General features: G+C 68.9%; 18 protein-coding genes. 7 read left to right on the top strand and 11 right to left on the bottom strand.

Annotation, left to right across the window (positions count from 1 at the left end; all coding sequences use genetic code 11):
- Positions 1-264 (bottom strand): hypothetical protein (locus VFQ05_05100; protein ID HET9326132.1); only part of this gene is annotated, 264 nt, incomplete at its 3' end.
- Positions 265-734: 470 nt separating this feature from the next.
- Between VFQ05_05100 and VFQ05_05095 the strand changes: the two genes are divergently transcribed.
- A complete protein-coding gene (locus tag VFQ05_05095) occupies positions 735-1,298 on the top strand; it encodes a hypothetical protein (GenBank protein ID HET9326131.1) in 564 nt (187 codons plus the stop codon).
- Positions 1,299-1,322: 24 nt separating this feature from the next.
- Here the strand turns inward: VFQ05_05095 and VFQ05_05090 are convergent, their stop codons facing one another.
- The 7 genes from VFQ05_05090 to VFQ05_05060 form a co-directional block, all read right to left on the bottom strand.
- Positions 1,323-1,520, bottom strand: a complete 198-nt coding sequence (locus tag VFQ05_05090) for a hypothetical protein (GenBank protein ID HET9326130.1) — start codon at positions 1,518-1,520, stop codon at positions 1,323-1,325.
- A gap of 178 nt (positions 1,521-1,698) precedes the next feature.
- Positions 1,699-2,274 (bottom strand): outer membrane beta-barrel protein, encoded by a 576-nt coding sequence (locus VFQ05_05085; protein HET9326129.1) that lies wholly within the window; start codon positions 2,272-2,274, stop codon positions 1,699-1,701.
- A gap of 8 nt (positions 2,275-2,282) precedes the next feature.
- The gene (locus tag VFQ05_05080; protein HET9326128.1) at positions 2,283-2,723 is read right to left on the bottom strand and encodes an OsmC family protein; all 441 of its coding nucleotides are present in this window, start codon (positions 2,721-2,723) and stop codon (positions 2,283-2,285) included.
- A gap of 198 nt (positions 2,724-2,921) precedes the next feature.
- Positions 2,922-3,173, bottom strand: coding sequence for a DUF2892 domain-containing protein (locus VFQ05_05075; GenBank protein HET9326127.1), 252 nt, complete (start codon positions 3,171-3,173; stop codon positions 2,922-2,924).
- 15 nt (positions 3,174-3,188) lie between these two features.
- Positions 3,189-3,476 carry a hypothetical protein gene (locus tag VFQ05_05070; protein ID HET9326126.1) on the bottom strand — a complete coding sequence of 96 codons (288 nt, stop codon included), beginning with the start codon at positions 3,474-3,476 and terminating at the stop codon, positions 3,189-3,191.
- Positions 3,473-6,745 (bottom strand): efflux RND transporter permease subunit, encoded by a 3,273-nt coding sequence (locus VFQ05_05065; protein HET9326125.1) that lies wholly within the window; start codon positions 6,743-6,745, stop codon positions 3,473-3,475. The genes VFQ05_05070 and VFQ05_05065 overlap by 4 nt, the downstream gene beginning before the upstream one ends.
- Positions 6,742-7,797, bottom strand: coding sequence for an efflux RND transporter periplasmic adaptor subunit (locus VFQ05_05060; GenBank protein HET9326124.1), 1,056 nt, complete (start codon positions 7,795-7,797; stop codon positions 6,742-6,744). Before VFQ05_05060 ends, VFQ05_05065 begins: the two co-directional genes overlap by 4 nt.
- Here VFQ05_05060 and VFQ05_05055 point away from each other — a divergent pair.
- A complete protein-coding gene (locus VFQ05_05055; GenBank protein ID HET9326123.1) occupies positions 7,796-8,701 on the top strand; it encodes a sigma-70 family RNA polymerase sigma factor in 906 nt (301 codons plus the stop codon). The genes VFQ05_05060 and VFQ05_05055 overlap by 2 nt on opposite strands.
- Entirely contained in the window at positions 8,698-9,873 is a 1,176-nt protein-coding gene (locus VFQ05_05050) for an FAD/NAD(P)-binding oxidoreductase (protein HET9326122.1), read from the top strand. Before VFQ05_05055 ends, VFQ05_05050 begins: the two co-directional genes overlap by 4 nt.
- 86 nt (positions 9,874-9,959) lie before the next feature.
- On the opposite strand, the gene VFQ05_05045 is transcribed toward VFQ05_05050, so the two are convergent.
- The 3 genes from VFQ05_05045 to VFQ05_05035 are packed head-to-tail and all read right to left on the bottom strand — an operon-like array spanning position 9,960 to position 13,956.
- Positions 9,960-10,940 (bottom strand): cysteine synthase family protein, encoded by a 981-nt coding sequence (locus VFQ05_05045; GenBank protein ID HET9326121.1) that lies wholly within the window; start codon positions 10,938-10,940, stop codon positions 9,960-9,962.
- Complete coding sequence (locus VFQ05_05040; protein ID HET9326120.1) at positions 10,937-12,691, bottom strand: NAD-dependent malic enzyme; 1,755 nt, start codon at positions 12,689-12,691, stop codon at positions 10,937-10,939. The genes VFQ05_05045 and VFQ05_05040 overlap by 4 nt, the downstream gene beginning before the upstream one ends.
- 2 nt (positions 12,692-12,693) lie before the next feature.
- Positions 12,694-13,956 (bottom strand): citrate synthase, encoded by a 1,263-nt coding sequence (locus VFQ05_05035; protein ID HET9326119.1) that lies wholly within the window; start codon positions 13,954-13,956, stop codon positions 12,694-12,696.
- 476 nt (positions 13,957-14,432) lie between these two features.
- Here VFQ05_05035 and VFQ05_05030 point away from each other — a divergent pair, with 476 nt between their 5' ends.
- The 4 genes from VFQ05_05030 (at position 14,433) to VFQ05_05015 (ending at position 20,319) form a co-directional block, all read left to right on the top strand.
- Positions 14,433-15,833 carry a tryptophanase gene (locus VFQ05_05030; GenBank protein HET9326118.1) on the top strand — a complete coding sequence of 467 codons (1,401 nt, stop codon included), beginning with the start codon at positions 14,433-14,435 and terminating at the stop codon, positions 15,831-15,833.
- Between the two features lie 189 nt (positions 15,834-16,022).
- The gene (locus VFQ05_05025) at positions 16,023-17,069 is read left to right on the top strand and encodes a hypothetical protein (protein ID HET9326117.1); all 1,047 of its coding nucleotides are present in this window, start codon (positions 16,023-16,025) and stop codon (positions 17,067-17,069) included.
- Positions 17,066-18,496 (top strand): NAD(P)-binding domain-containing protein, encoded by a 1,431-nt coding sequence (locus VFQ05_05020; GenBank protein ID HET9326116.1) that lies wholly within the window; start codon positions 17,066-17,068, stop codon positions 18,494-18,496. Before VFQ05_05025 ends, VFQ05_05020 begins: the two co-directional genes overlap by 4 nt.
- A complete protein-coding gene (locus tag VFQ05_05015) occupies positions 18,493-20,319 on the top strand; it encodes a hypothetical protein (protein ID HET9326115.1) in 1,827 nt (608 codons plus the stop codon). The genes VFQ05_05020 and VFQ05_05015 overlap by 4 nt, the downstream gene beginning before the upstream one ends.
- The last annotated feature ends 3 nt before the right edge of the window (positions 20,320-20,322 follow it).

Raw genomic sequence — 20,322 nt, 5'->3', positions numbered from 1 at the left:
GAAACCCGCGATCAAGCTTGGAAGCATCGATAATGTGCCGGTGGTGGCATTCGGACTGGCTGGTCGCCATACGAAAGCACGGCCGGCATCGACGCCACAAACCAAACCCATCGCGCTGATGTCGCGCGCCGTGCCGTTGAGCCCAATGGTCAAGGGCGTGACGATGTATCGATCGCCGAGCGCCCTCGGAGTCGCCCAGATCAGACTTGCGACCGCCGCTGCAGCGACGACCCCGCGCGCCAGAACTCCACGTGCGGCTCTCATGGGTCCTCCACGATGGCTAGTGTCGACTCGCATGCCGCACCCTTGAAGAAAGGGTCGGTCAAGGCCCAGCGCTCGGGAAGGGCTACGAATGGACCAAGCCTGACCGGCTTCAGCAGGCGTCCGAGGGACCGCATCCACGCCACCTCCTGTCCATGGTCGGGACGTTTGCGGAGAAGATCGGCGGCAGCTCGAATCGAGACCGGGGCCTGCCAGCCCCTGACCTTGGGTCCGCCAAGTTGTCAGGCCTCTCATCCATTCGGCGCGGCAGCTGCGAGGCGCAGCGGGAACAACCGCCCGCCGGGCGTCGACTTGCGATCACTCTCATGAGCACGAGAACTCGAGGGATCTTTGGCCTGTGACTTGCCCAGCGGAACGCGGGTCCCAGATTCGAGATGAAAGCGGGTTTGAGCGAACTCGGTCACTCCCGAACGTCGGCCGAAGAGCTTCGGCGCGCTGGGAAGGAGCAACAGATGACGACGAGACACGCAAGGTCGTTTCGCCCGAGGGCTCGCGGGAGCCTTCTCTTGATCGGGGCTTTTCTCGCCGCGGGTTGCTCGAGCCCCACCACGCCGGCCTCACGCGCCCTGCGGATCATTCCGGCCGACGGCGCGACTGGAGTACGGCTAGACGCGTCGGTCGTCCTCGACTTCGGGATCTCGGTCGATCGTGCCACGGTGGAGAGGGGACTTCACCTGCTCTCCGAATCGGACATGACGGGCTCATGTCCGGACTCCTCGACGATGGACATGCACGCCAACATGCAGACCATCATGAATGACCCGGCCATGCTCCAGCACATGGATCGATTCCACTCGACCCACGGCCGCTACTCGTGGAGCTCCTCGGGCACGACGTGCACCTTCACTCCGGATTCCCTGATGCAGGCCCAGACCGGCTACATGATCCACATGAGCGGCTCGATGACCGACATGATGGGGCGGATGGGAGGCTCGATGATGCCGGGTAGAATGAACAGATCCGGCGACATGATGACCCACTTCGAGACGATGGCTTCCAGGAGTGCCCCTCGCTGAGGGTGGGGCCACTCTTGGAGTGGATCACGTTGTCCGTGGAGCCTGGAGCCGCTCGCGCACGGCCCCGATCACGTCGGCGGCGTCCGGCACGATCGCGAATGCGGTGGCGACCGGGTTTCCACGCCGCACGGGCTCGCCGTCGACCAGCACCGTGAACTCGCCGTAACCGCCGGCCCGTTCCTCGACCTCGACGTTCAGGGTTTCACGGATCCGCCCCGCCACCCGGGCGGAGGGAATCGCGGAGAGTCAGAACTTGCAGTAGCGGACGACGACTCGCGCCTGATTGCCGGTTCGCTCCATGTGATTGCCGACCTCCGTGGCGCCGCAGCATCGCAGAGCCGATTCATGGTCCTCTCCACCGGGGCCGCGCGGAAGCGCGGCATCCGGCCCGATCGCGAACTCAGAAACGTCCCAGCTTGAGCGAAAGCGTGAGCGCAGGCCCCCCAACATCGCTTTCGCTCAAACCGACCTGCTCCACCTCACCACTCAGCCGGTAGGATGCCGCGAGATTCACACGCGCCCGACGAGAGATGGCTTGTTCCACGCCCACAGCGGGCTCGAGAAGGAACTGGAAGTCCGTCTCGCCGTGCTGCTCGTTCGTGCCCTCTCTGGTATATCGAGCCGCAGCCCCGCCCAGGAACGCGGCGAGCGTGAAGTGCGTCGGCGCCGCGTGGCTGAAGTGGTATTCGACCTCGAATCCGAATGCCTCGTACTCGAGGTCCAGCGGGGCGGGCGCATACGGCACGCCACTGGGTGCGTCCACCTCGGTCATCGTGCCGTAGAGACCACCACCCAAGACGAGCGACGGAGTGACGTACCAGCCCCCGCGACCGCCGAACATCACGGCGTCTTGCTCTCTCAGGCGCGTGTACTTGATCACGGGAGCGGCGAAGTAGCCACCCGAGCCTGCACCCGGGCTCTGCGCCTCGGCCACCGAAGTCGAGAGCACAAGAACGGCAGCAAGTAGCAATCCCATCGTCGAACCTAGGCTGCGCTGCGGGGAGCCAGCGCGCCGTTCGTCGCGGCGACCACGCGGGTCGCGATCGCAAAGGCCGGAGGGTGCTCCAGGTGTTTCTTGATCGTGCACTGCTCGGCGGCGCGAACGAGCGCCGGCTGATACTTGGCGGGAAAGCTCTCCGGGACCTCGATGTCGATCAGGACGCGTGCGACCAGGTGGGTCGCGGAATCGGTTTCGGTGCGTTGCACCAGCCGGATCCCGTCGACCGGGATTGCGCGCTGGCGGCAGAAGCTGAGCACGTAGAACCCCGCGCACGCAGCAAGGGCGGCCAGGAAAGTCTGGAACGGCGTCGGCGCGGACCCGTGAACACCCGGACCCTTCGTTTGGTCGGTGTGAACGGTGAACGATCCGAAGCTGGCATCGACCCGGTCCCCACCCGGGAAACCAACGACGATCTCCATCGCCATCCGCCTCTCCAGCAGCCTGGCCGCCCTGTTCCGGTGCCCTCTGCCATCTCGCACTCCGAGCATCCCGCGTGCCATGGAGGGCCGGTGCCGCAACTCGTTGAAGGCGAATCGCGAGCCACGAGGTTCGATCAGCGAATCGTCGCGGGGGGCTGCCATCCCGGGTCATGGGACTGCCAAAGTCGCGGACCCGGCGGTCACCTACCGGGCGCTGGTGCCGTAGAGCCCCTTCCCCGCCGGACGCCGCGCGGACTCGGCGAGCTCGCCTTTACGCATGCCGAGCCTGCCGAGCAGCCACATCATCGGGCACCAGTGCGAGAATGCGGACTGCACCAGGTTCAGGCCGACGAATGCGGTGAACGCGAGAAACCACGGGCTCACCCAGAAACCGAGCGCCACCGAGACGGTGACGAACACTCCCGCCACGAGGCGAAGGCCTTCGTTGATGGTCATGACTGGCTCCTTTCCCTACGCTTGCCGCTCGATCGGCAGCAGGTAGAAACGAGTGACGCGATCACCGGCGGCGTCCCTGCGCCGCGCGAGCGCCTCGAACAGCGGATCGGCTGCGGCGTCCTCCACGGCCGCGAACAACAGGGCGAGACCTCCGGGGTGCACACGGTCCCCGGAATGGAGACCGGTTCGGCCCGAGCCCTCGGTCACCGGCAGCTCGGTCCAGCCCGGGGCGCCCAGCTCGGACAGGTCCTTGCGGGTCGCGGCGGCGCGCGCGTCGTCGGCGATCGCGAGAATCAGCTTCATGGCGTCGCCTCGACCAGTTCGGGTGTGAGCGGGAGCCGCCCTCGCGCGGGTTCGTGGTCCACCGCGGCCGCGGGCAGGTCGCCGGTGGACCGGGCCCGGTCGCGCCGTCGCACCATGTAGTAGAGAACCGGAACCGCGATCCGTGAGAGCGCGGTCGCCGCCACCTCGCCCCCGATCAGCGCCACCGCGAGACCCTGGAAGATCGGGTCGAACAGGATGACGCCGCCACCGACTGCCACGGCGGCAGCGGTGAGCACCATAGGGCGGAAGCGCACGGCGCCAGCGTCGATCACCGCGTCGCGCAGCGACAAACCCTGATCCCGGCGCAGCTCGATGAAGTCCACCAGAATGATCGAGTTCCGCACCGTGATCCCGGCTCCCGCGATGAAACCGATCATCGAGGTGGCCGTGAAGAACGCCCCGAGCATCGCGTGGGCCGGCAGGATCCCGACCAGCGAAAGAGGGATGGGCAGCATGATGACGAGCGGCGTCGTGAACGAGCGGAACCAGCCCACCGTGATCACGTAGATCAGCACCAGCACCACGGCGAACGCCGCGCCCATGTCGCGGAACACCTCGTAGGTGATGTGCCACTCGCCGTCCCACTTGAGGCTGTATCTTTCGTCGGAACGTGGAAGCTGCGTGCTGAGCTGGTGAAGCGCCACGCCGTCGGGTGTCGGGAGCTTCTGGATCGCCGGGCGCAAATCGGCGATCGCGTAGACCGGGCTCTCGACCCTGCCGGCAACATCGCCGAGCACGTAAACGACGCGCCGCAGGTTCTTGTGGTGGATCTCGGGAGGCGCGTGGTCCCGGCGGACGCTCACCATCTCGGAGAGCGGAGTCCCGGCGCCGGTTCCGAGCCGCAATGCGCCGAGCGCGGAGAGATCCGTGCGGTCGGCGGCGGGGAGCTGGAGCCGGATCGGCACCGGCTCGGCCTGCGAAGGCGCCCGGAGGACGCCGGCCACCGCGCCTCCGTAGAGCGCGGCGGCCGCTCGCGCGGCATCGCCCGGGCTCACGCCGGCGAGCGCGGCCCGCTCGCGGTCGATGTCGAAACGGATGCGTGGAGCGTGTTCGGTGAGCAGCAGGTCGCTGTCGACGACGCCGCGAGTGCGGCGGAACACGCCCCACACTTGATGCGCAAAGCCGCGCTGGCCCTCGAGGTCGGGGCCGTACACCTCGGCGACCAGCGTGGAGAGCACGGGCGGCCCGGGCGGCACCTCGACCACTTTGACCCGCGCGCCCGAGGCGGCCGCGATCCGCTCGAGCGCCGGGCGCACGCTGCGCGCGATCTCATGGCTCTGGCGGCGCCGGTGGCTCGCCTCGACCAGCTCCACGTGGATCGAGCCGAAGCGCGACTCCTCGCGGAAGTCGTAGTGCCGCACCAGACCGTTGAACGTGACCGGCGCCGCGAGACCGGCGTAGATCACCTGATGCTCCACTTCGGGCGTCGCGACGAGCGCGTCACTCATCCTCTGTGCCACCGCGAGGGTGCGCTCGAGCGGCGCGCCAGGCGGGAGGTCGAGGACCACCTCGAACTCGCTCTTGTTGTCGAACGGCAGCATCTTCACCGTGACCACGCGAAACGCCACCAAAGCCATCGCGCCGCCCAGCATCAGCGCCACGCCGCCGAAGAAGGCGCGGCGCGCACCGGGGCGGTCGAGCAGACGGCCCATCACGCGGCGGTAGAGCGCGTCCATCCGGTTTTCGCCGGCGCCGGACCTCGTCGCGGGTCTGGCGTGGGGCCGCAGCACGCGCCGTGCGGCCCACGGGGAGATCGCGAACGCCACACCCAGCGAGAACAGCATCGCCAGCGAGGCCCCGATCGGAATCGGCTTCATGTAAGGGCCCATCAGCCCGCCGACGAACGCGAGCGGCAGGATCGCGGCGATCACCGCGATCGTGGCGAGCACGGTGGGGTTGCCGACCTCGTCCACCGCCTCGACCACGCGCCGGTCGGGGTCGCGGCCGTCGCGCATGGCGAAATGGCGGGCGATGTTCTCGACCACCACGATCGCATCGTCCACCAGGATGCCGATCGAGAAGATCAGCGCGAACAGCGTGACCCGGTTCAGGGTGTAGCCCAGGAACCGGTAGAGGAACAGAGTGAGCGCGAGCGTCACCGGGATCGCGATCGCCACCACCACCGCCTCGCGCCGCCCGAGCGCGAGCGCGATCAGCGCCACCACCGAGAGCGTGGCGAGGAGCAGATGGAACATGAGGTCGTCCGACTTGTGCTTCGCCGTCGCGCCGTAGTCGCGCGTCACCGCCACCTGAACGTCGCGTGAGAGCAGCGTGGGTCTCAGCTCCGCGACGCGGGCGTGCAGGTCGCGCACCAGCGCTGCGGCATTCACGCCCGGGCGCTTCGCCACCTCGAGCGTGACGGCGGGTTCGCGGCGTCCGTCCCGGCCTGCGAACTCCACGTAGGTGCGGGGTTCGTCCGGCCCGTCCCTCACGGTCGCGACCTCGGAGAGCCGCACCCTCCGTCCATCCCGGGCCGGCACGAGGAGCGCGCCGATCTGCTCCGCGCTCTCGAGCGCCGATTCCGCGCGCAATGTCACCTGGCCCCCGCCCTGGAAGGCGGCGCCGCCCGGCAGCGAGAGCCCCGCGCTCGAGAGCGTGCCGAGCAGCGCGTCCACGCTCACCGACGCCGCGCTCATGCGGCCGGGATCGGGCTCGATGCGGATCGTCCGCGGCGGACCGCCGAGCAGTCGCACGCGCGCGACGCCCGGGTGCTTGTACAGCTCGGTCGCCAACTCAGTGGCCACCGGCCGCAGATCACCGGGACCGAGATCGGGGCGCGAAGGCGCCGTGAGCGTCAGCGCCAGCACCGGGACGTCGTCGATCGAGCGCGGCGCGACCGAGGCGATCGCGGCGCCGGGGGGCAGAAGCGGAGTCGCCTGGTCGAGCCGGGCGCGTACGCGGGTGAGCGCGCGATCCGGACTCGTGCCGACGAGGAACCGGGCGATCAGCAGCGCGCCGTCATCGGTCGAAGTGGAGTAGAGGTACTCGATGCCGGGGATTTCCCAGAGCGCGCGCTCCACCGGCGTCGTGAGTTGGCGTTCCACCTGCTCGACGGGGACGCCTGGCCAGGCGAGGCGCACGTCCACCATCGGCACCTGGATCTGAGGCTCCTCCTCGCGTGGGAGCGTCGCGAGCGCGAGCAGCCCGAGGAGGATCGACGACACCACCATCAGCGGCGTCAGCCGGGAGTGAACGAACGACGCCGCGATGCGGCCGGCGAGGCCGGCGCGGAGCGAGCGGTGCTTCAAGGTCCGACCTCGATGGCGCGGCCATCCGCCAGGCCCGCCGAGTCCAGCGCGTAGATCTCGCCGGGCTCGAGGCCCGCCAGCACCTCCACGCCTTCCGTGCTTTCACGCCCCAGCCGAAGCCATCGGAGTCGGGCGCGGCCGGATTCGATCACGTACACGCCCGCCAGCGATCCGCGCCGCGTGAGGCTCGACGCCGGAACCACGCCCGCGCCGCCGTTCGTGCCACCAATCGCGACGCGCGCGAACGCTCCCGGCTCCCACGCCCCCGGGGGCAGAGCGAGCCGCGCGGTGCGGGTGCGCGAGCGGAAATCGGTCATCCCGTCCAGCCGGGCGAGACGCGCGGCATGCCAGGCGCCGTCGGCCGACTGGATGCGCAGTGGGCCGCGCTCGAGCGCGGCGACCGTCCCCTCGGGGATGTCCGCGACCGCCTCCTCCGCCGAGGCCGAGCGCAGGTCCAGGAGCGGCGTGCCCGACTCGAGGTCGGCACCGGCGTCCACATGACGTCGGATGACGACCGCATCGAACGGGGCCCGCACGGCCACCCCGCTTTCCAGCGCGTCGAGCGCCGCCGTCGCTTGGCTCGCGCGCGCCCGGGCGGCGCTGAGGTCGGCGTCGGCCACCTCGCGGTCGTGCGACGAGATCACGCGCAAGGCGTACAGTGACTCGGCCCGGGCGTGCTGACGCAAGGCGAGTGCGTGCGCGCTGGCGGCTGCATCGCTCTCGGCGCGCGCCGCCGCGAGCGCGGTACGAGTCTCGGGGGCGTCGAACCGCGCGAGAACGGCGCCGCGCGAGACCCGGTCGCCTTCGCGAACGACGAACGCGGTGAGCCGCGCGTCGAGCCGTGCGCGGATCGTGACCTCCTCGGACGCCTTGATGCGGCCCGGGAGGATCAGGGTACCGTCGCCGCCGCCCGCGTCGAAACGCGCGGCGCGTGCCCGCACCGGCGGCGCGGCGGGCGCGACAGTCTCGTGACGGGCGCAGCCCACCAGCGAGACGACCGATGCGAGTGCTAGGATTCGGCGCAGATGTCTCGTGCCCCGGGAGGGATTCATGGCCGGTGAGAACCGCGAACCTCCAAAAGGATTCGGCGTGGGCCGCAGGCCGATGCGGCTCAACGAGCTCCGCGCTCCGACCGAGATCGAGAGCCGGACCCGCGCCGCCACGGAGCGCGCCTTGGTCGCGGACGCTCGGGCGGGCGATCGCAAGGCCATGGACACTCTCGCCACCCGCCTGGCGGACGCCGCTTACCGTTTCGGTCGCGGCTTCTGCGGTGACCCCCACGATGCCGAGGACGTGACGCAGGAAGTCCTCACGGCTCTCGTCACGTCGCTGCCGCGGTTCCGGGGCGAAGCCTCGCTCTCGACCTGGGCGTGGATCGTGGCGCGCCGCGCGTGCGCCCGCCGCCGGCGCGACGTCCGCCGCATCGCGCCCCTCGAGACTTCCGGGAACGGGAAGGTTCGTGAGCATGCCGACCCCGCGGCCGGGCCCGATCGCCATGCCGAGCGGCGCGAGCTGGCCTCCGCGCTCGACCGCGCGATCGCGTCGCTGCCCTCCGGGCAGCGCGAGGTGCTGCTGCTCCGCGACGTCGAGGGCCTGCCCGCTTCGCGCGTGGCACGCGCGCTCGGGCTCGAAGTGAGGGCGGTCAAGTCGCGCCTCCATCGTGCCCGGCTCGCACTGCGCGCCGCGCTCGCCCCGCACGCGCCGGGCGCGGAGCCGTCGCGCCGGCGCGGTTGCCCCGACACGGCGCGGCTCGTCAGCCGCTTCCTCGAGGGCGAGCTGCGCGGCGACCTGTGCCGGCACCTCGAGGCGCACGCGAGCGAGTGCCCTGACTGCACGAGGGAGTGCGCCGAGATGCGCGAGCTGCTGGGCTCCTGCCGCAGATGGGGGAAGGCGCCCGCGCCGCGGGCGCTGCGGCAGCGGCTGAGAAGGATGATGAGGGCAAAGGAGCTTCGATGAACACATTGATCCTCGGCGGTGGCTTCGGCGGCATCGCGGCGGCGCGTCACCTCCGCTCCGCGCTCCCCTCCGGCCACGCGATTTGCCTCGTGACCGACACGCCCACGTTCCAGATCGGGGCCACGAAGACGTGGGTGATGATCGGTGAAGCCGACCCTGCCTCGGTGCAGCATCCGATCGACACGCTGCGGGATCACGGCATCGAGATCGAGCATTCGACCGTCCGCCGCATCGACGCGAAGAACCGCACGGTCCACACCGATGCCGGCGAACGCGGCGCCGATTACCTCGTGATCGCGCTCGGTGCGATCCGCGACGCGAGCCTGGTGCCCGGGCTCCTCGAGGGCGCCGAGACGTTCTACACGCGTGAAGGCGCGATCCGTCTGCGCGGGACGCTCAGCGGCTTCGATGGCGGCCGCATCGTGGTTCTCATTCCGAGGGTCCCGTTCTCCTGCCCGCCGGGGCCATACGAGGCCGCGATGCTGCTCGAAGCGTGGCTCGAGGCGCGCGGAATCCGCGACCGCTCGTCCCTCGGCGTGTACAGTGTCGAGAAGGCGCCCATGATGACCGCGGGGCCGGAAATCGGGCGCTACGTCGTCGAGCGTCTGAACGAGCGGGGCATCGGATTCCATCCGGCCTGTGAGGTCCAGGCGGTCGACCCCGCCCGCAAGGTGGTGAGCATGAAGAACGGCGACGAGGTCCCGTTCGACCTGCTGATCGCCGTCCCGCCGCACGTCGCTCCCCCGGCGGTCCGCGAGAGCGGACTCACCGGCCCTTCCGGCTGGATTCCCGTCGATCCCCGGACGCTCGAAATCACAGGGTCGCCCGCGCGGGGGCGCATCTTCGCGATCGGCGACGTCACCGGCGTCCCGCTGCCGGGGCGGTTCAATCCGGATGTGCCGCTCTCCCTTCCCAAGGCCGGAGTGTTCGCGGAAGCGCACGCCCGCACGGTGGCGGCGCGCATCGCTGCGGATGCGCAGGGCAGGGAACCCGACGCCGTGTTCGACGGCCGCGGCTTCTGCTACATCGAGCTGGGACGGGGCGAGGCGCTGCGCGGGGACGGCTCGTTCTTCGATCTGCCGCATCCGCGGATGACGCCGAGCGAGGCGGGCGCGGCCCGTCTCGCCGAGAAGAAAGCATGGGTCGAGCAGTGGTTGGCGAATTACCTCTGAAAGCTCGGTGCCAGTTTCCTGACGACGACGGAGTTCGATGACGGGCTCGTGCTCGTGGTCAGGATGGTCAGATCATCGAGCAGCGGTCATTCCGGTTTGGAGAGCAAGGCCTGGGCGCGCGCCTGGCAGAAGGGCTGGAGCGCGCAGCGCAGTCCCTCCGCTGCAGGACTCAAACCGCTGGAGGCATAGCGGTCGGCGGAATCGGGCCAGAGCGTCAGCACGTTTGCAGGGCCGGTGCGGAGGCGTAACGCGATCCGCATGTTCGCCCCCGAGCTGATCCCGACGCAGAATCCGTAACGGCCTCGGATCCGGCGCGCCGTGTCGAGCGCCTGTGCGGTCGAGACCGTGCGCACCTCGTGGATTCGCGCGAGATCGATGAGCTCGGGAACGAATCCATCGCCGATTCCCATGATTCCATGGTCCCCTGCAGGGCCACCGCAAAGCGCGTTGGATTCCATGGGCTCGACGGCGACGATCTTCATGTCAGGCATGCGTTCGCGGAGGGCTTCCCCGACTCCCATCAGCGTCCCGCCCGTGCCGACTCCGGCGACGAAGTAATCGATCCGTGGAGAGCCGTGGTCTCGGAGCTGCTCCAGGATCTCGCGAGCGGTCGTGGCGCGGTGGCAGGCGGGGTTGTCCGGATTCGCGAACTGGTCGGGAACCCAGAAGCCGCGCCGGGACTTGTACGCATCGCGGGCTCGTATCGCGCCTGGGAATCCTTCCTCGCGCGCTGTGAGTCGCACGACGGCGCCGAGCCGCTTCATCATCTCCCGGCGCTCGGGGCTCATGTGCTCGGGCATGAAGATCAGCAGGGGAAAACCGAGCTCACGCGCCACCATCGCCAGCGCGATACCGGTGTTGCCGGACGTCGTCTCGACGATCGTCATGCCGCGGACCAGCTCGCCGCGCTGGATTGCCTGAAGGACCATGTGACGCGCGATCCGATCCTTCACGCTCCCGCTCGGATTGGCGCACTCGAGCTTCACATACACGCCTTCGATCTCGAGGAGGGGTGTGTGGCCGATCCGCTCGAGCAGCGGCGACTGGGGAGCAGCGTCCATCCTCATTCCAGGTCCTCCCGGGACACCGGGCGATAAGGGAGATATTCAGGCGTCCAGATGGCGCTCGCCAGCCGTCGCTCGATCTGTTCGTCGGTCAAGGGTGGAGCTTCTCCGCACGCGACCAGCTCGCGTGCCACCGCACGTGCCACGCATCGCGAGATCTCCCGCAAACGCGAGAGCGGTGGATAGATCGGTGTTCCCGGCCGTGGGTCGGGGCTCGTGAGCTCGAAGAGCGCCTGGGCCGCGACCGTGAAGACACGGTCCGGGAGCCAACGCGCTCCCACCGTGGTCGCTCCCAGTCCAAGGCCGGGGAACATGAGCACGTTGTTGCCCTGGCCGATCACGAAACGCCTGCCACGATGCTCGACCGGCGGAAAGGGGCTTCCGGTTCCCACGATCGCCGCTCCATCGGTCCAGCGGACGAGTTGCTCGGGCGTGGCCTCGACCAGGTTGGTTGGATTCGACAGCGCCAGGATGATGGGCCGCCCGCACCCCGCCGCCATGCCACGGACGATCTCCTCGCTGAAAGCGCCGGGCTGGCCGGATGCTCCCACGAGAACGCCTGGCCGAAACTGGAGCACGACATCGGCGAGACGAAAGCGCCCATCTGCCGATGCTGTCCAGCCCGCGACGCGATCGAGCGAGGCCGCGATCTCGCGCTTCTCGGGCGGGAGTCCGTCCCGGTCTTCGAGGATCAAACCCTTGGAATCGAGCGCGAGCACGCGCGAGGCGAGCTCGCGTTCCGGCACGCCGGCGTCCCTCAGCGCCGACCGCACCGCGAGCACCGATCCTGCTCCCGAGGCGCCGGCCCCGAAGAACACGAAGCGCTCGTCGGCGAGATCGCGTCCCGCCTGACGGAGCGCCGAGCGAATGCCCGCAACGACGATGGCGCCCGTGCCCTGGATGTCGTCGTTGAATGACAGCCGCCCCCGTCGGTAGCGCTCGAGGACGTCGAACGCGGTCCGATTCGAGAAGTCCTCCCACTGAATCAGCGCAGCGGGATGGACCTCGGCCATGGCGTCGACCAGCTCGTCGAGAAGCTGGTCGTACGCCGCGCCCCGGAGCCGGGGATGGCGCATTCCGAGGTAGAGCGGATCCGCGAGCAGCTTCGGATTGTCCGTGCCGACGTCGAAGTCGATCGGGAGGGTCTCTTCTGGCGCGATGCCGGCGCCGGCCGTGTAGAGCGCGAGCTTGCCGATCGCGATCCCCATGCCCCCCACGCCCTGATCGCCGAGTCCGAGGATCGCTGCGTTATCGGTCACGACCGCGACCCGACACTCGCCGCCCCAGTTGCGGAGGATCGCTCGCACCCTTCCACGGTCCTGTGAAGTGATGCAGATCCCGCGAGGCCGTCGATAGATGTGGCTGTACTGTTCGCAGACCTTCCCCACCGTCGGCGTGTAGACGATCGGCGCCATCTCGTCCATGTGTTCGACCAGGAGCCGGTAGAAGAGCGTCTCGTTCCGGTCCTGCAAGCCGGCGAGGAACAGATACCGCTGAACGTCATCCGCGGCGCGGCCGAAGTTCTCGTAGGCTCGGGCCGCCTGCTCGGCCTCCGTGGCAACCGCCGGAGGCAGCAGGCCGGACAGCCCGAAGCTCTGCCGCTCCTCGAGCGTGAAGCATGTTCCCTTGTTGAGGATCGGATCGTTCAGGAGGGTGGGGCCACGTTGCGCGACCGCGAGGTATCGTTGACCCGTTCGTGGATCGACGCGGCGCTCGTAGGCGCGGCGGAGCCCGCCCTCCAGAACACGCTCCATTTTCAGAGTCTCGACTCGACCGCGACGTAGGGACGCTTCCTCGCACCCGTGTAGATCTGCCGCGGTCGGACGATCCGAGCATCGGGATCGGTGCGCATTTCGAGCCACTGCGCGATCCAACCCGGCAGCCGCCCGATCGCGAACATCACGGTGAACATGTTGACCGGGATTCCCAGCGCCTTGTAGATGACGCCGGAATAGAAGTCCACGTTGGGGTACAGCTTTCGGGCGACGAAGTACTCGTCCTTCAACGCGATCTCTTCGAGCGACATGGCGATCTCGAGCAGGCGGCTCGAGCCTCCGACGCGCCCCAGGACCTGCGAACACGCCTTCTTGAGAATCGCGGCGCGCGGGTCGTAACTCTTGTATACGCGGTGACCGAATCCCATCAGGCGGGTCGTGTCGTTCCGGTCCTTGGCCTTGTCCAGGAACTTCCGTGCGCTGCCCTCCTCCGCGGCGATCCGCTCGAGCATCTCGATGACTTCCTGGTTGGCGCCGCCATGGAGCGGTCCCCACAGCGCGCTGATCCCGGCCGCGATGCTCGCGAAGAGATTGGCGCGGGAGCTGCCGACGACGCGTACCGTGCTGGTGGAGCAGTTCTGTTCGTGATCGGCATGAAGGATGAAGAGCAGATCGATCGCCTTCGCGAGAACGGGATCCACGATGTAGGGCTCGCAGGGTGTCGAGAACATCATCCGCATGAAGTTCGCCGAGTACCCGAGCTGGTTGTCGGGATAGACGAAGGGCTGGCCGATCGAGTGTTTGTAGGAGTGCGCAGCGATCGTCGGCATCTTGGCGATCAGGCGGACGATCGTCTCGCTTTGCGTCTGCAAGGTCTCGGGCTGCTGGTAGAAGGTCGCGAGCGCGCCCACCGCGGCCGCGCAGACCGGCATCGGGTGCGCGTCCTTGGGAAGACAATCGAAGAACCGGCCGAAGTCCTCGTGGAGCATCGTGTGGTAAGTGACCTCGCGCTGGAATGCCGACAGCTCTCGTCCGGTGGGGAGCTCGCCGTGCATCAACAGCCAGGCGACCTCCAGAAACGAGCTCTTCTCGGCCAGCTCCTCGATCGGATATCCGCGGTAACGCAGAATTCCCTTCTCGCCGTCGATGAAGGTGATCGCGCTGCGACAAGCCCCGGTGTTGCCCAATCCGGGATCCAGCGTGATGAGTCCGGTCTTGTTGCGAAGTTGCTGGATGTCGAGGGCTTTCTCGCCCTCGGAGCCCTCGACGACGGGCAAGTCCAGGCTCACGCCGTGGTATTGCAGGGTGGTTGCCGGCTGGGTCTGCGGGGGAAGGATTTCGGTCGCCACGGCTAGGTCCTCCCGTGGGTCGGCATGACTTGCCGACCGAAGATGATGCGCCAGGATCCGTGCTGGACGGATTCGCTTCGAGTCGAGATACAGCAACATCTACCGGCCTCTCAACCGTCGACGGTCAAGCATCAGAGGTGCCACTGCTCGTGGCCTGGAAACTGTTTGCATGGTTTCAGGATAGGCGCGCAGCGCGATTCGCTGGACTCCGCGCTTCCCGCCGTCCTGTCAGGCCCGCGCCGAAAATGGCAGGAGCGGCGCGAGCGCGAGCCGAGGCTCGGTCGCCAGCGCGACCGACGCATCTGCGGGCCGCAAAAAGGGATGAGGTGGTGCCGAGAATCGTTGGCCCGCAGCTTGAACCTCCACCATGCAGACCCAGGGAGAGTCACGATGGACTGTTCGTCGTCACACGGCGCCGCGAGCTCTCGATCATGAAGACGATCATCGAGCCGTTCCGGATCAAGAGCGTCGAGCCGATCCGCATGACGAGCCGTGAGGAACGCGAGCGGGCTGTCGCCGCGGCCGGTGGCAACCTCTTCCATCTGTCTTCGCAGGACGTCACGATAGACCTCCTGACCGACAGTGGAACGGGCGCGATGTCGAGCGAGCAATGGGCGGCGATGATGCGGGGCGACGAATCCTACGCGGGCGCGCCGAGCTTCGGTCGTTTCGAAGCCGCGGTGCGCGAAGTGTTCGGCTTCCCGCACGTGATTCCGACCCATCAGGGTCGGGCGGCGGAGCACCTGCTCTTCGACACCCTCACGGGCCCCGGCCAGATCGTTCCGAACAACACTCATTTCGACACGACTCGCGCCAACATCGAGATGGCCGGCGCCGAGGCGCTCGACCTGCCTTGTCCCGAAGCTCGTGACCTCGAGAGCGATGCGCCGTTCAAGGGCAACATGGATCTCGTCGGGCTGGAGCGTGCGCTCGCTCAGTTCGGCGATCGCATTCCCCTGGTCATGATCACGGTGACGAACAACGCGGGGGGCGGTCAGCCCGTCAGCCTCGAGAATCTCCGCGCGGTGCGGAGACTGTGCGAGCAGGCGGGCCGGCCTCTCTACCTCGACGCCTGTCGTTTCGCCGAGAACGCCTTCCTCATCCAGCAGCGCGAGCCCGAGGCCTGCGATCTGGAGATCCCCCAGATCGCTCGAGCGATGTTCGATCTTGCCGATGGCTGCACGATGAGCGCCAAGAAGGACGGGCTCGCGAACATCGGAGGCTTCATCGCCTGTCGCGACGAATCGCTCGCGCACGAGCTCCGCACCCGATTGGTGGTCACCGAGGGGTTTCCGACGTACGGCGGCCTGGCTGGGCGCGATCTGGAGGCAATCGCCCAGGGCCTGCGGGAGGTCGTCCATCGCGACTATCTCGAGTATCGCCTCGCGAGCATCCGATACGTCTGCGAGCGGCTCCGCGCACAGCGGATCCCCGTGGTGTGGCCGCCTGGCGGACACGCGGTGTTCCTCGATGCCGGGCGCTTCCTCCCGCATCTGCCGCGAGAGGCGTTCCCGGGGCAGGCGCTGGCGATCGAGCTCTACCTCGAGGGTGGTATCCGGTCCTGCGAGATCGGAAGCGTGATGCTCGCGCACCGGAACCCGCGGACGGGTGAGGAGATCCTGCCCACCCACGAGCTCGTGCGCCTCGCGATCCCGCGACGCACGTACACACAAAGCCACATGGACTACGTTCTTGAAGTCATCGAAAGTGTCTGGCGGCGCCGCGACGGTATCGCCGGCGTGCGCATCGTGACCGCGCCTCGCGCGCTGCGCCACTTCCGGGCCACGTTCGAACGGCTTCCGCTCGCCGCCGTGTCCCCATCGCCGGCTTAGGCCCGAACCCGTGCAGTTTGCCGTGAGCGCTGATGCATGTTGATGGCTGCCAATTCGGCAGCCAGTCTGCCATCCACGGCCACGCGCTGTTCGAGCCGACGCCGGGGCTCGCCCTTTCCGCGCAACTGGGGCGCCCGGGCGCGTTGGATCGAGCGCGACCGTGGTATCCAAGTTGCGTTCCCGCGCCACTTGCCCAAGTTCACGTTGCAGGGTCGCCTGTCGATCGACCCGTTCTTCGTCGTCCGGGGTATTCAGCTCATGGCCACCACTCGCTACCACGGCGCGATCAAGAGCCAAGCGGCGGTCGGGCCGTCTTCTCACTCCGTGAAGCCCGCGGCGCGAGCTTCTCGCGGCGTTCCGTCTCTCGACTGGGGGCCACTGGCCGCCCTCCTCGCCATTCCGCTTGGGATCACGATCGGCGGCTGGAGTTATTACTCCGCCTCGGCGCCGGTCCGCCTGCGACATCCGCTGCACGACTTGCTGCGACCCTCGGGTGTGGTTGGACTCTGGCTCGGCATCCTGGGCTTGGCGCTGTTCCTGTTCCTCTGGCTCTACCCGCTGCGGAAGCACGTGCGCTGGCTGGCCTGGACGGGCCAGGTCAGCTCCTGGCTGCGCGTGCACATCGTGTGCGGGCTGTCGGTGCCGGTGATCGTCGCCGCGCACGCCGGCTGGCGTTTCGAAGGGCTGATCGGGCTCGGCTACTGGGCCATGCTGACGGTGGCGCTGTCGGGCATCGTCGGCCGCTACCTCTATACGCACATTCCGCGCAGCCGCGACGGGCTCGAGATGTCGATCGAGGAAGTTGCGAGCGAACGTCGCGCCCTGATCACCGAGATCGCCGCCGCCACCGGGCTGTCGCCCATGGCAATCGAGCATTCGCTCGCGCCTCATCGCGCCGCCTACCAGGGGCTCGGCCTGTTGCGGACGGTGGTGCGCCTGGTGGCTGACGACTGGGAGCGCACACGGACGCTCTCCCGGCTGCGGCGCCAGTGGTCCACGCCGCAGCCAGGGCGAGCGCCGATCGATCGCCGGGCGCTGCGACGCGCGATGACCCTGTCACGCCGTGAGCTGGGGCTGGCCCAGCAGGTCCGACTGCTCGGCGTCACCCGCCGGCTCTTCGGCTACTGGCACGTCGCCCACCGGCCGTTCGCCGTCACCGCATTGCTCGCCGTGCTGGTTCACGTGGTCGTGGCTTGGGCGGTCGGCGCGGTGCATCTCGGGGGAGGGCCGTCATGAGCGGGCTCCTCACCTTCTTGATCGTCGCCGGCTTCACGGCGCTCTTCATGTGGTGGCACGTGCGCAGCCGCCGCGCTCCCGCGGCCCCCGAGAGGATCTCCTGCCCGCGCTGCGGAGCGCGGATGAGCAGGGGCGCCGAGTTCTGCACCGGCTGCGGCGCACCGCTCCAGGCGTTCGAGGTCGTGGCGGCACGAGCGGTGGAAGCGAACGGCGCGGCGAGCGGTCCACGCCACGCGATCGTTCGCGCCGATGTCTGCGTCGGCTGCGGACTCTGCGTACCCGCGTGCCCTGAGCCGGGCGCGATCCGGCTCGTCGACAAGCTGGCGGTCGTCGATCCCGAACGGTGCAAAGCCCACGGCGAGTGCGTCACCGCCTGCCCCGTGGGCGGAGTCTTCGTCGGCAGCGGCGACGCCGGGCAGCGCGTCGAGGTGCCGGATCTCGACGTCAACTTCCAGAGCAACGTGCCCGGGCTCTACGTGGTCGGCGAGCTGGGGGGCCGCGGCCTGATCAAGAACGCGGTGAACGAAGGGCGTCTCGCCATCGAGCACGTCGCCGAAGTGCTGAACGCTCCAGGCGGACGCGCCGGAGGCGAACCGGATGTCTTCGACGTGGCGATCGTCGGCTCAGGGCCGGCGGGACTCTCGGCCGGCCTCGAGGCGCTGCGGCAAAGGCTCTCGTACATCGTGCTCGAGCAGGGCGACCTGAGTGACACCATCGCCAAGTATCCCCGCAAGAAGGTGCTGTTCGCGGAGCCGCTGCGGGTGCCGCTGTACGGCGACTTGTGGATCGCCGACGCCTCCAAGGAGTCGCTGCTCAGGGTGTGGCAGGACGTGATCGCGCGCACCGGCCTGCAGGTGCGCACCGGCACTCGAGTGACCGGGATCGAGCGGCAGGAAGGCCGATTCACCCTCACGGCGGGGAGCGACACCGTGCACGCGCGAAAGGTCGTGCTGGCGATGGGGCGGCGCGGCACGCCGCGGCGGCTCGGCGTGCCGGGCGAGGAGCTCGACAAGGTCTTCTACGACGTGGTCGAGATGGAGCAGTTCATGGGCAACCGGGTGCTGGTGGTTGGCGGCGGCGACAGCGCGGTCGAGTCGGCGCTCGGAATCGCAAACCAGAGCGGAACCCAGGTGACGCTCTCCTATCGCGGAGAAGAGTTCAGCCGCCTCAAGGAGCGCAATCGCCAGAAGCTCGAGACGGCGATGGCGGCGGGCCGCATCGAGCTGGCGATGCCGAGCCAGGTGAAGGAAATCCGCCGCGACGTCGTGGTGATGGACCAACGCGGTCAGCAGCGCATGCTCCCGAACGACGCCGTGATCGTGCGCATCGGAGGCGAAGCGCCGTATCCGTTCCTGGAACGGATCGGCGTCCGCATCGTGACCAAGGAGGTGCCGGTTCCCACCGCGGCGGGGGCCAGGGCGGGGTGACGCCGGGGGCCGCGACGCTCCGCCTGGCGGGGCTGTTGCTGCTGCTCGGAGCCGGGGTGGCCGCGGCCCAGGTGTCGCCGGGGCCATTGTCCCGGGCGCATGCCGAGCTCGACGGGCCCACGCAGTGTTTTCGCTGCCACGCCAAGTCCGGCGGGCGGCAGGCCATGGAGGCACAGTGTCTCAGCTGTCACAAAGAGATCGCCTGGATGAAACGTGAGCGGCGAGGTACCCACGCGCGCCATCAGGAGACGTGCGTCAAGTGCCATCCTGACCATGGCGGGCGCGACTTCGCGCTGATCGCATGGCCCGGCAAGTCGCCGAGGGCGTTCGATCACCGCACCGCCGGCTGGCCTCTCGAGGGTGCGCATCGGCGCCTGGAGTGCTCCGCCTGCCATCAGCCGAAGCTGCAGCGCTCCGGAGCGATGGCGCTGGCGCAACGCAAGGATCCGTCGCACAGCTGGCTCGGCCTCGAGACCTCGTGCGCCAGCTGCCACGACGATCCTCACCGGAAGCAGCTCGGAAGCAATTGCGCGAGCTGCCACGACCAAGCGGCGTGGAAGCCTGCTGCGGGCTTCGATCACGCGAAGGCCCGCTTCCCTCTCACCGGGCGGCACGCGGACGTCCCGTGTGCCAAGTGCCACGAAGCGGAGGGTCTGCGTCTGGCTCATGACGCCCGAGGCCAGGCGGTGCCGCAGTACAAGCCGCTGGCGTTCGACCCGTGCTCCTCCTGCCACCAGGACCCACACCGGAACCGCTTCGGTCCCGCCTGCGCCACCTGCCATCGCACGTCGGGCTGGTCACAGGTCAGGGAGGAGGGATTCGATCACAGCCGCACCCGCTTCCCGCTGCTCGGCCGGCACCGCACCCTCTCGTGCGCTTCTTGCCACTCCACGAAGACGGGGTGGGGCAAACGGCCGGCTTTCGCGCGCTGCGACGCATGCCATGCCGATGCGCATGCCGGCAAGGCCCTGCTTGCGGGCGCGGCCGCCGACTGCGCCGCCTGCCACGACGTCCATGGCTTCGCCCGCTCGACCATGCCACGGGCTGCGCACCAGCAGACCGGTTATCCGCTCGAGGGCGCGCACCGGACCACCGACTGCGCCTCCTGCCACACTCGCGCCCCGGCCGGACCCGCCACCGTCGCATCGCTCGGTCCGTCGCGAGTCCGCCTCGAGCCGGCGCACGAGACCTGCACCGATTGCCATGGCGACCCGCACCGCGGGCGCTTCGCCTCCGCCCATTCGAGCCTCCGCGACGCCGGCTCCTGCGCTTCGTGCCACGACATGTCGCACTTCGTCCCGTCGCGCTACGACGCGCAGCGGCACGCGCGGTCCGGGTATCCGCTCGCCGGCGCCCACCTGCTGGCGCCGTGCTCCGCCTGCCATGGCGAGCTGGCCGGGAAGGCGGCGACGGCAACGCTGGTGGCCGATTCATCCCGAATGCGCGTGCTGCGATTCGTCGATCCACGCCGGCAATGCGCGGAGTGTCACGCCAACCCGCACGGACGGCAGTTCGACGGCCGAGCGGGAGCGGCCGCCTGTGATGCCTGCCACGACCTCGCGGCGTTCGCCCCGGCCGCTCGATTCGATCACACCCGCGACGCCGGCTTCCCGCTCGAGGGAGGGCACGCCAAGACCGCGTGCACCGCCTGCCACAAGCCGGCCAAGGACCCGGACGGCGTGGTTCGCGTCCGTTGGAAGCCGGTGGCGCGGTCTTGCGAGGCCTGCCACGGCGGATCTCGTGGAGGCGACCGCAAGACGGGATTCGCGCCACGGACGGCACCTCCGAACCACGGCCGTCGTGCCCAACCGGGAGGAGTGTGAAGG

The organism is Candidatus Eisenbacteria bacterium, assembly GCA_035712145.1.
Taxonomy (GTDB): domain Bacteria; phylum Eisenbacteria; class RBG-16-71-46; order RBG-16-71-46; family RBG-16-71-46; genus DASTBI01.
Note: the sequence above shows the minus strand (reverse complement) of the source record. Positions and strands in the feature narration are given on the sequence as shown.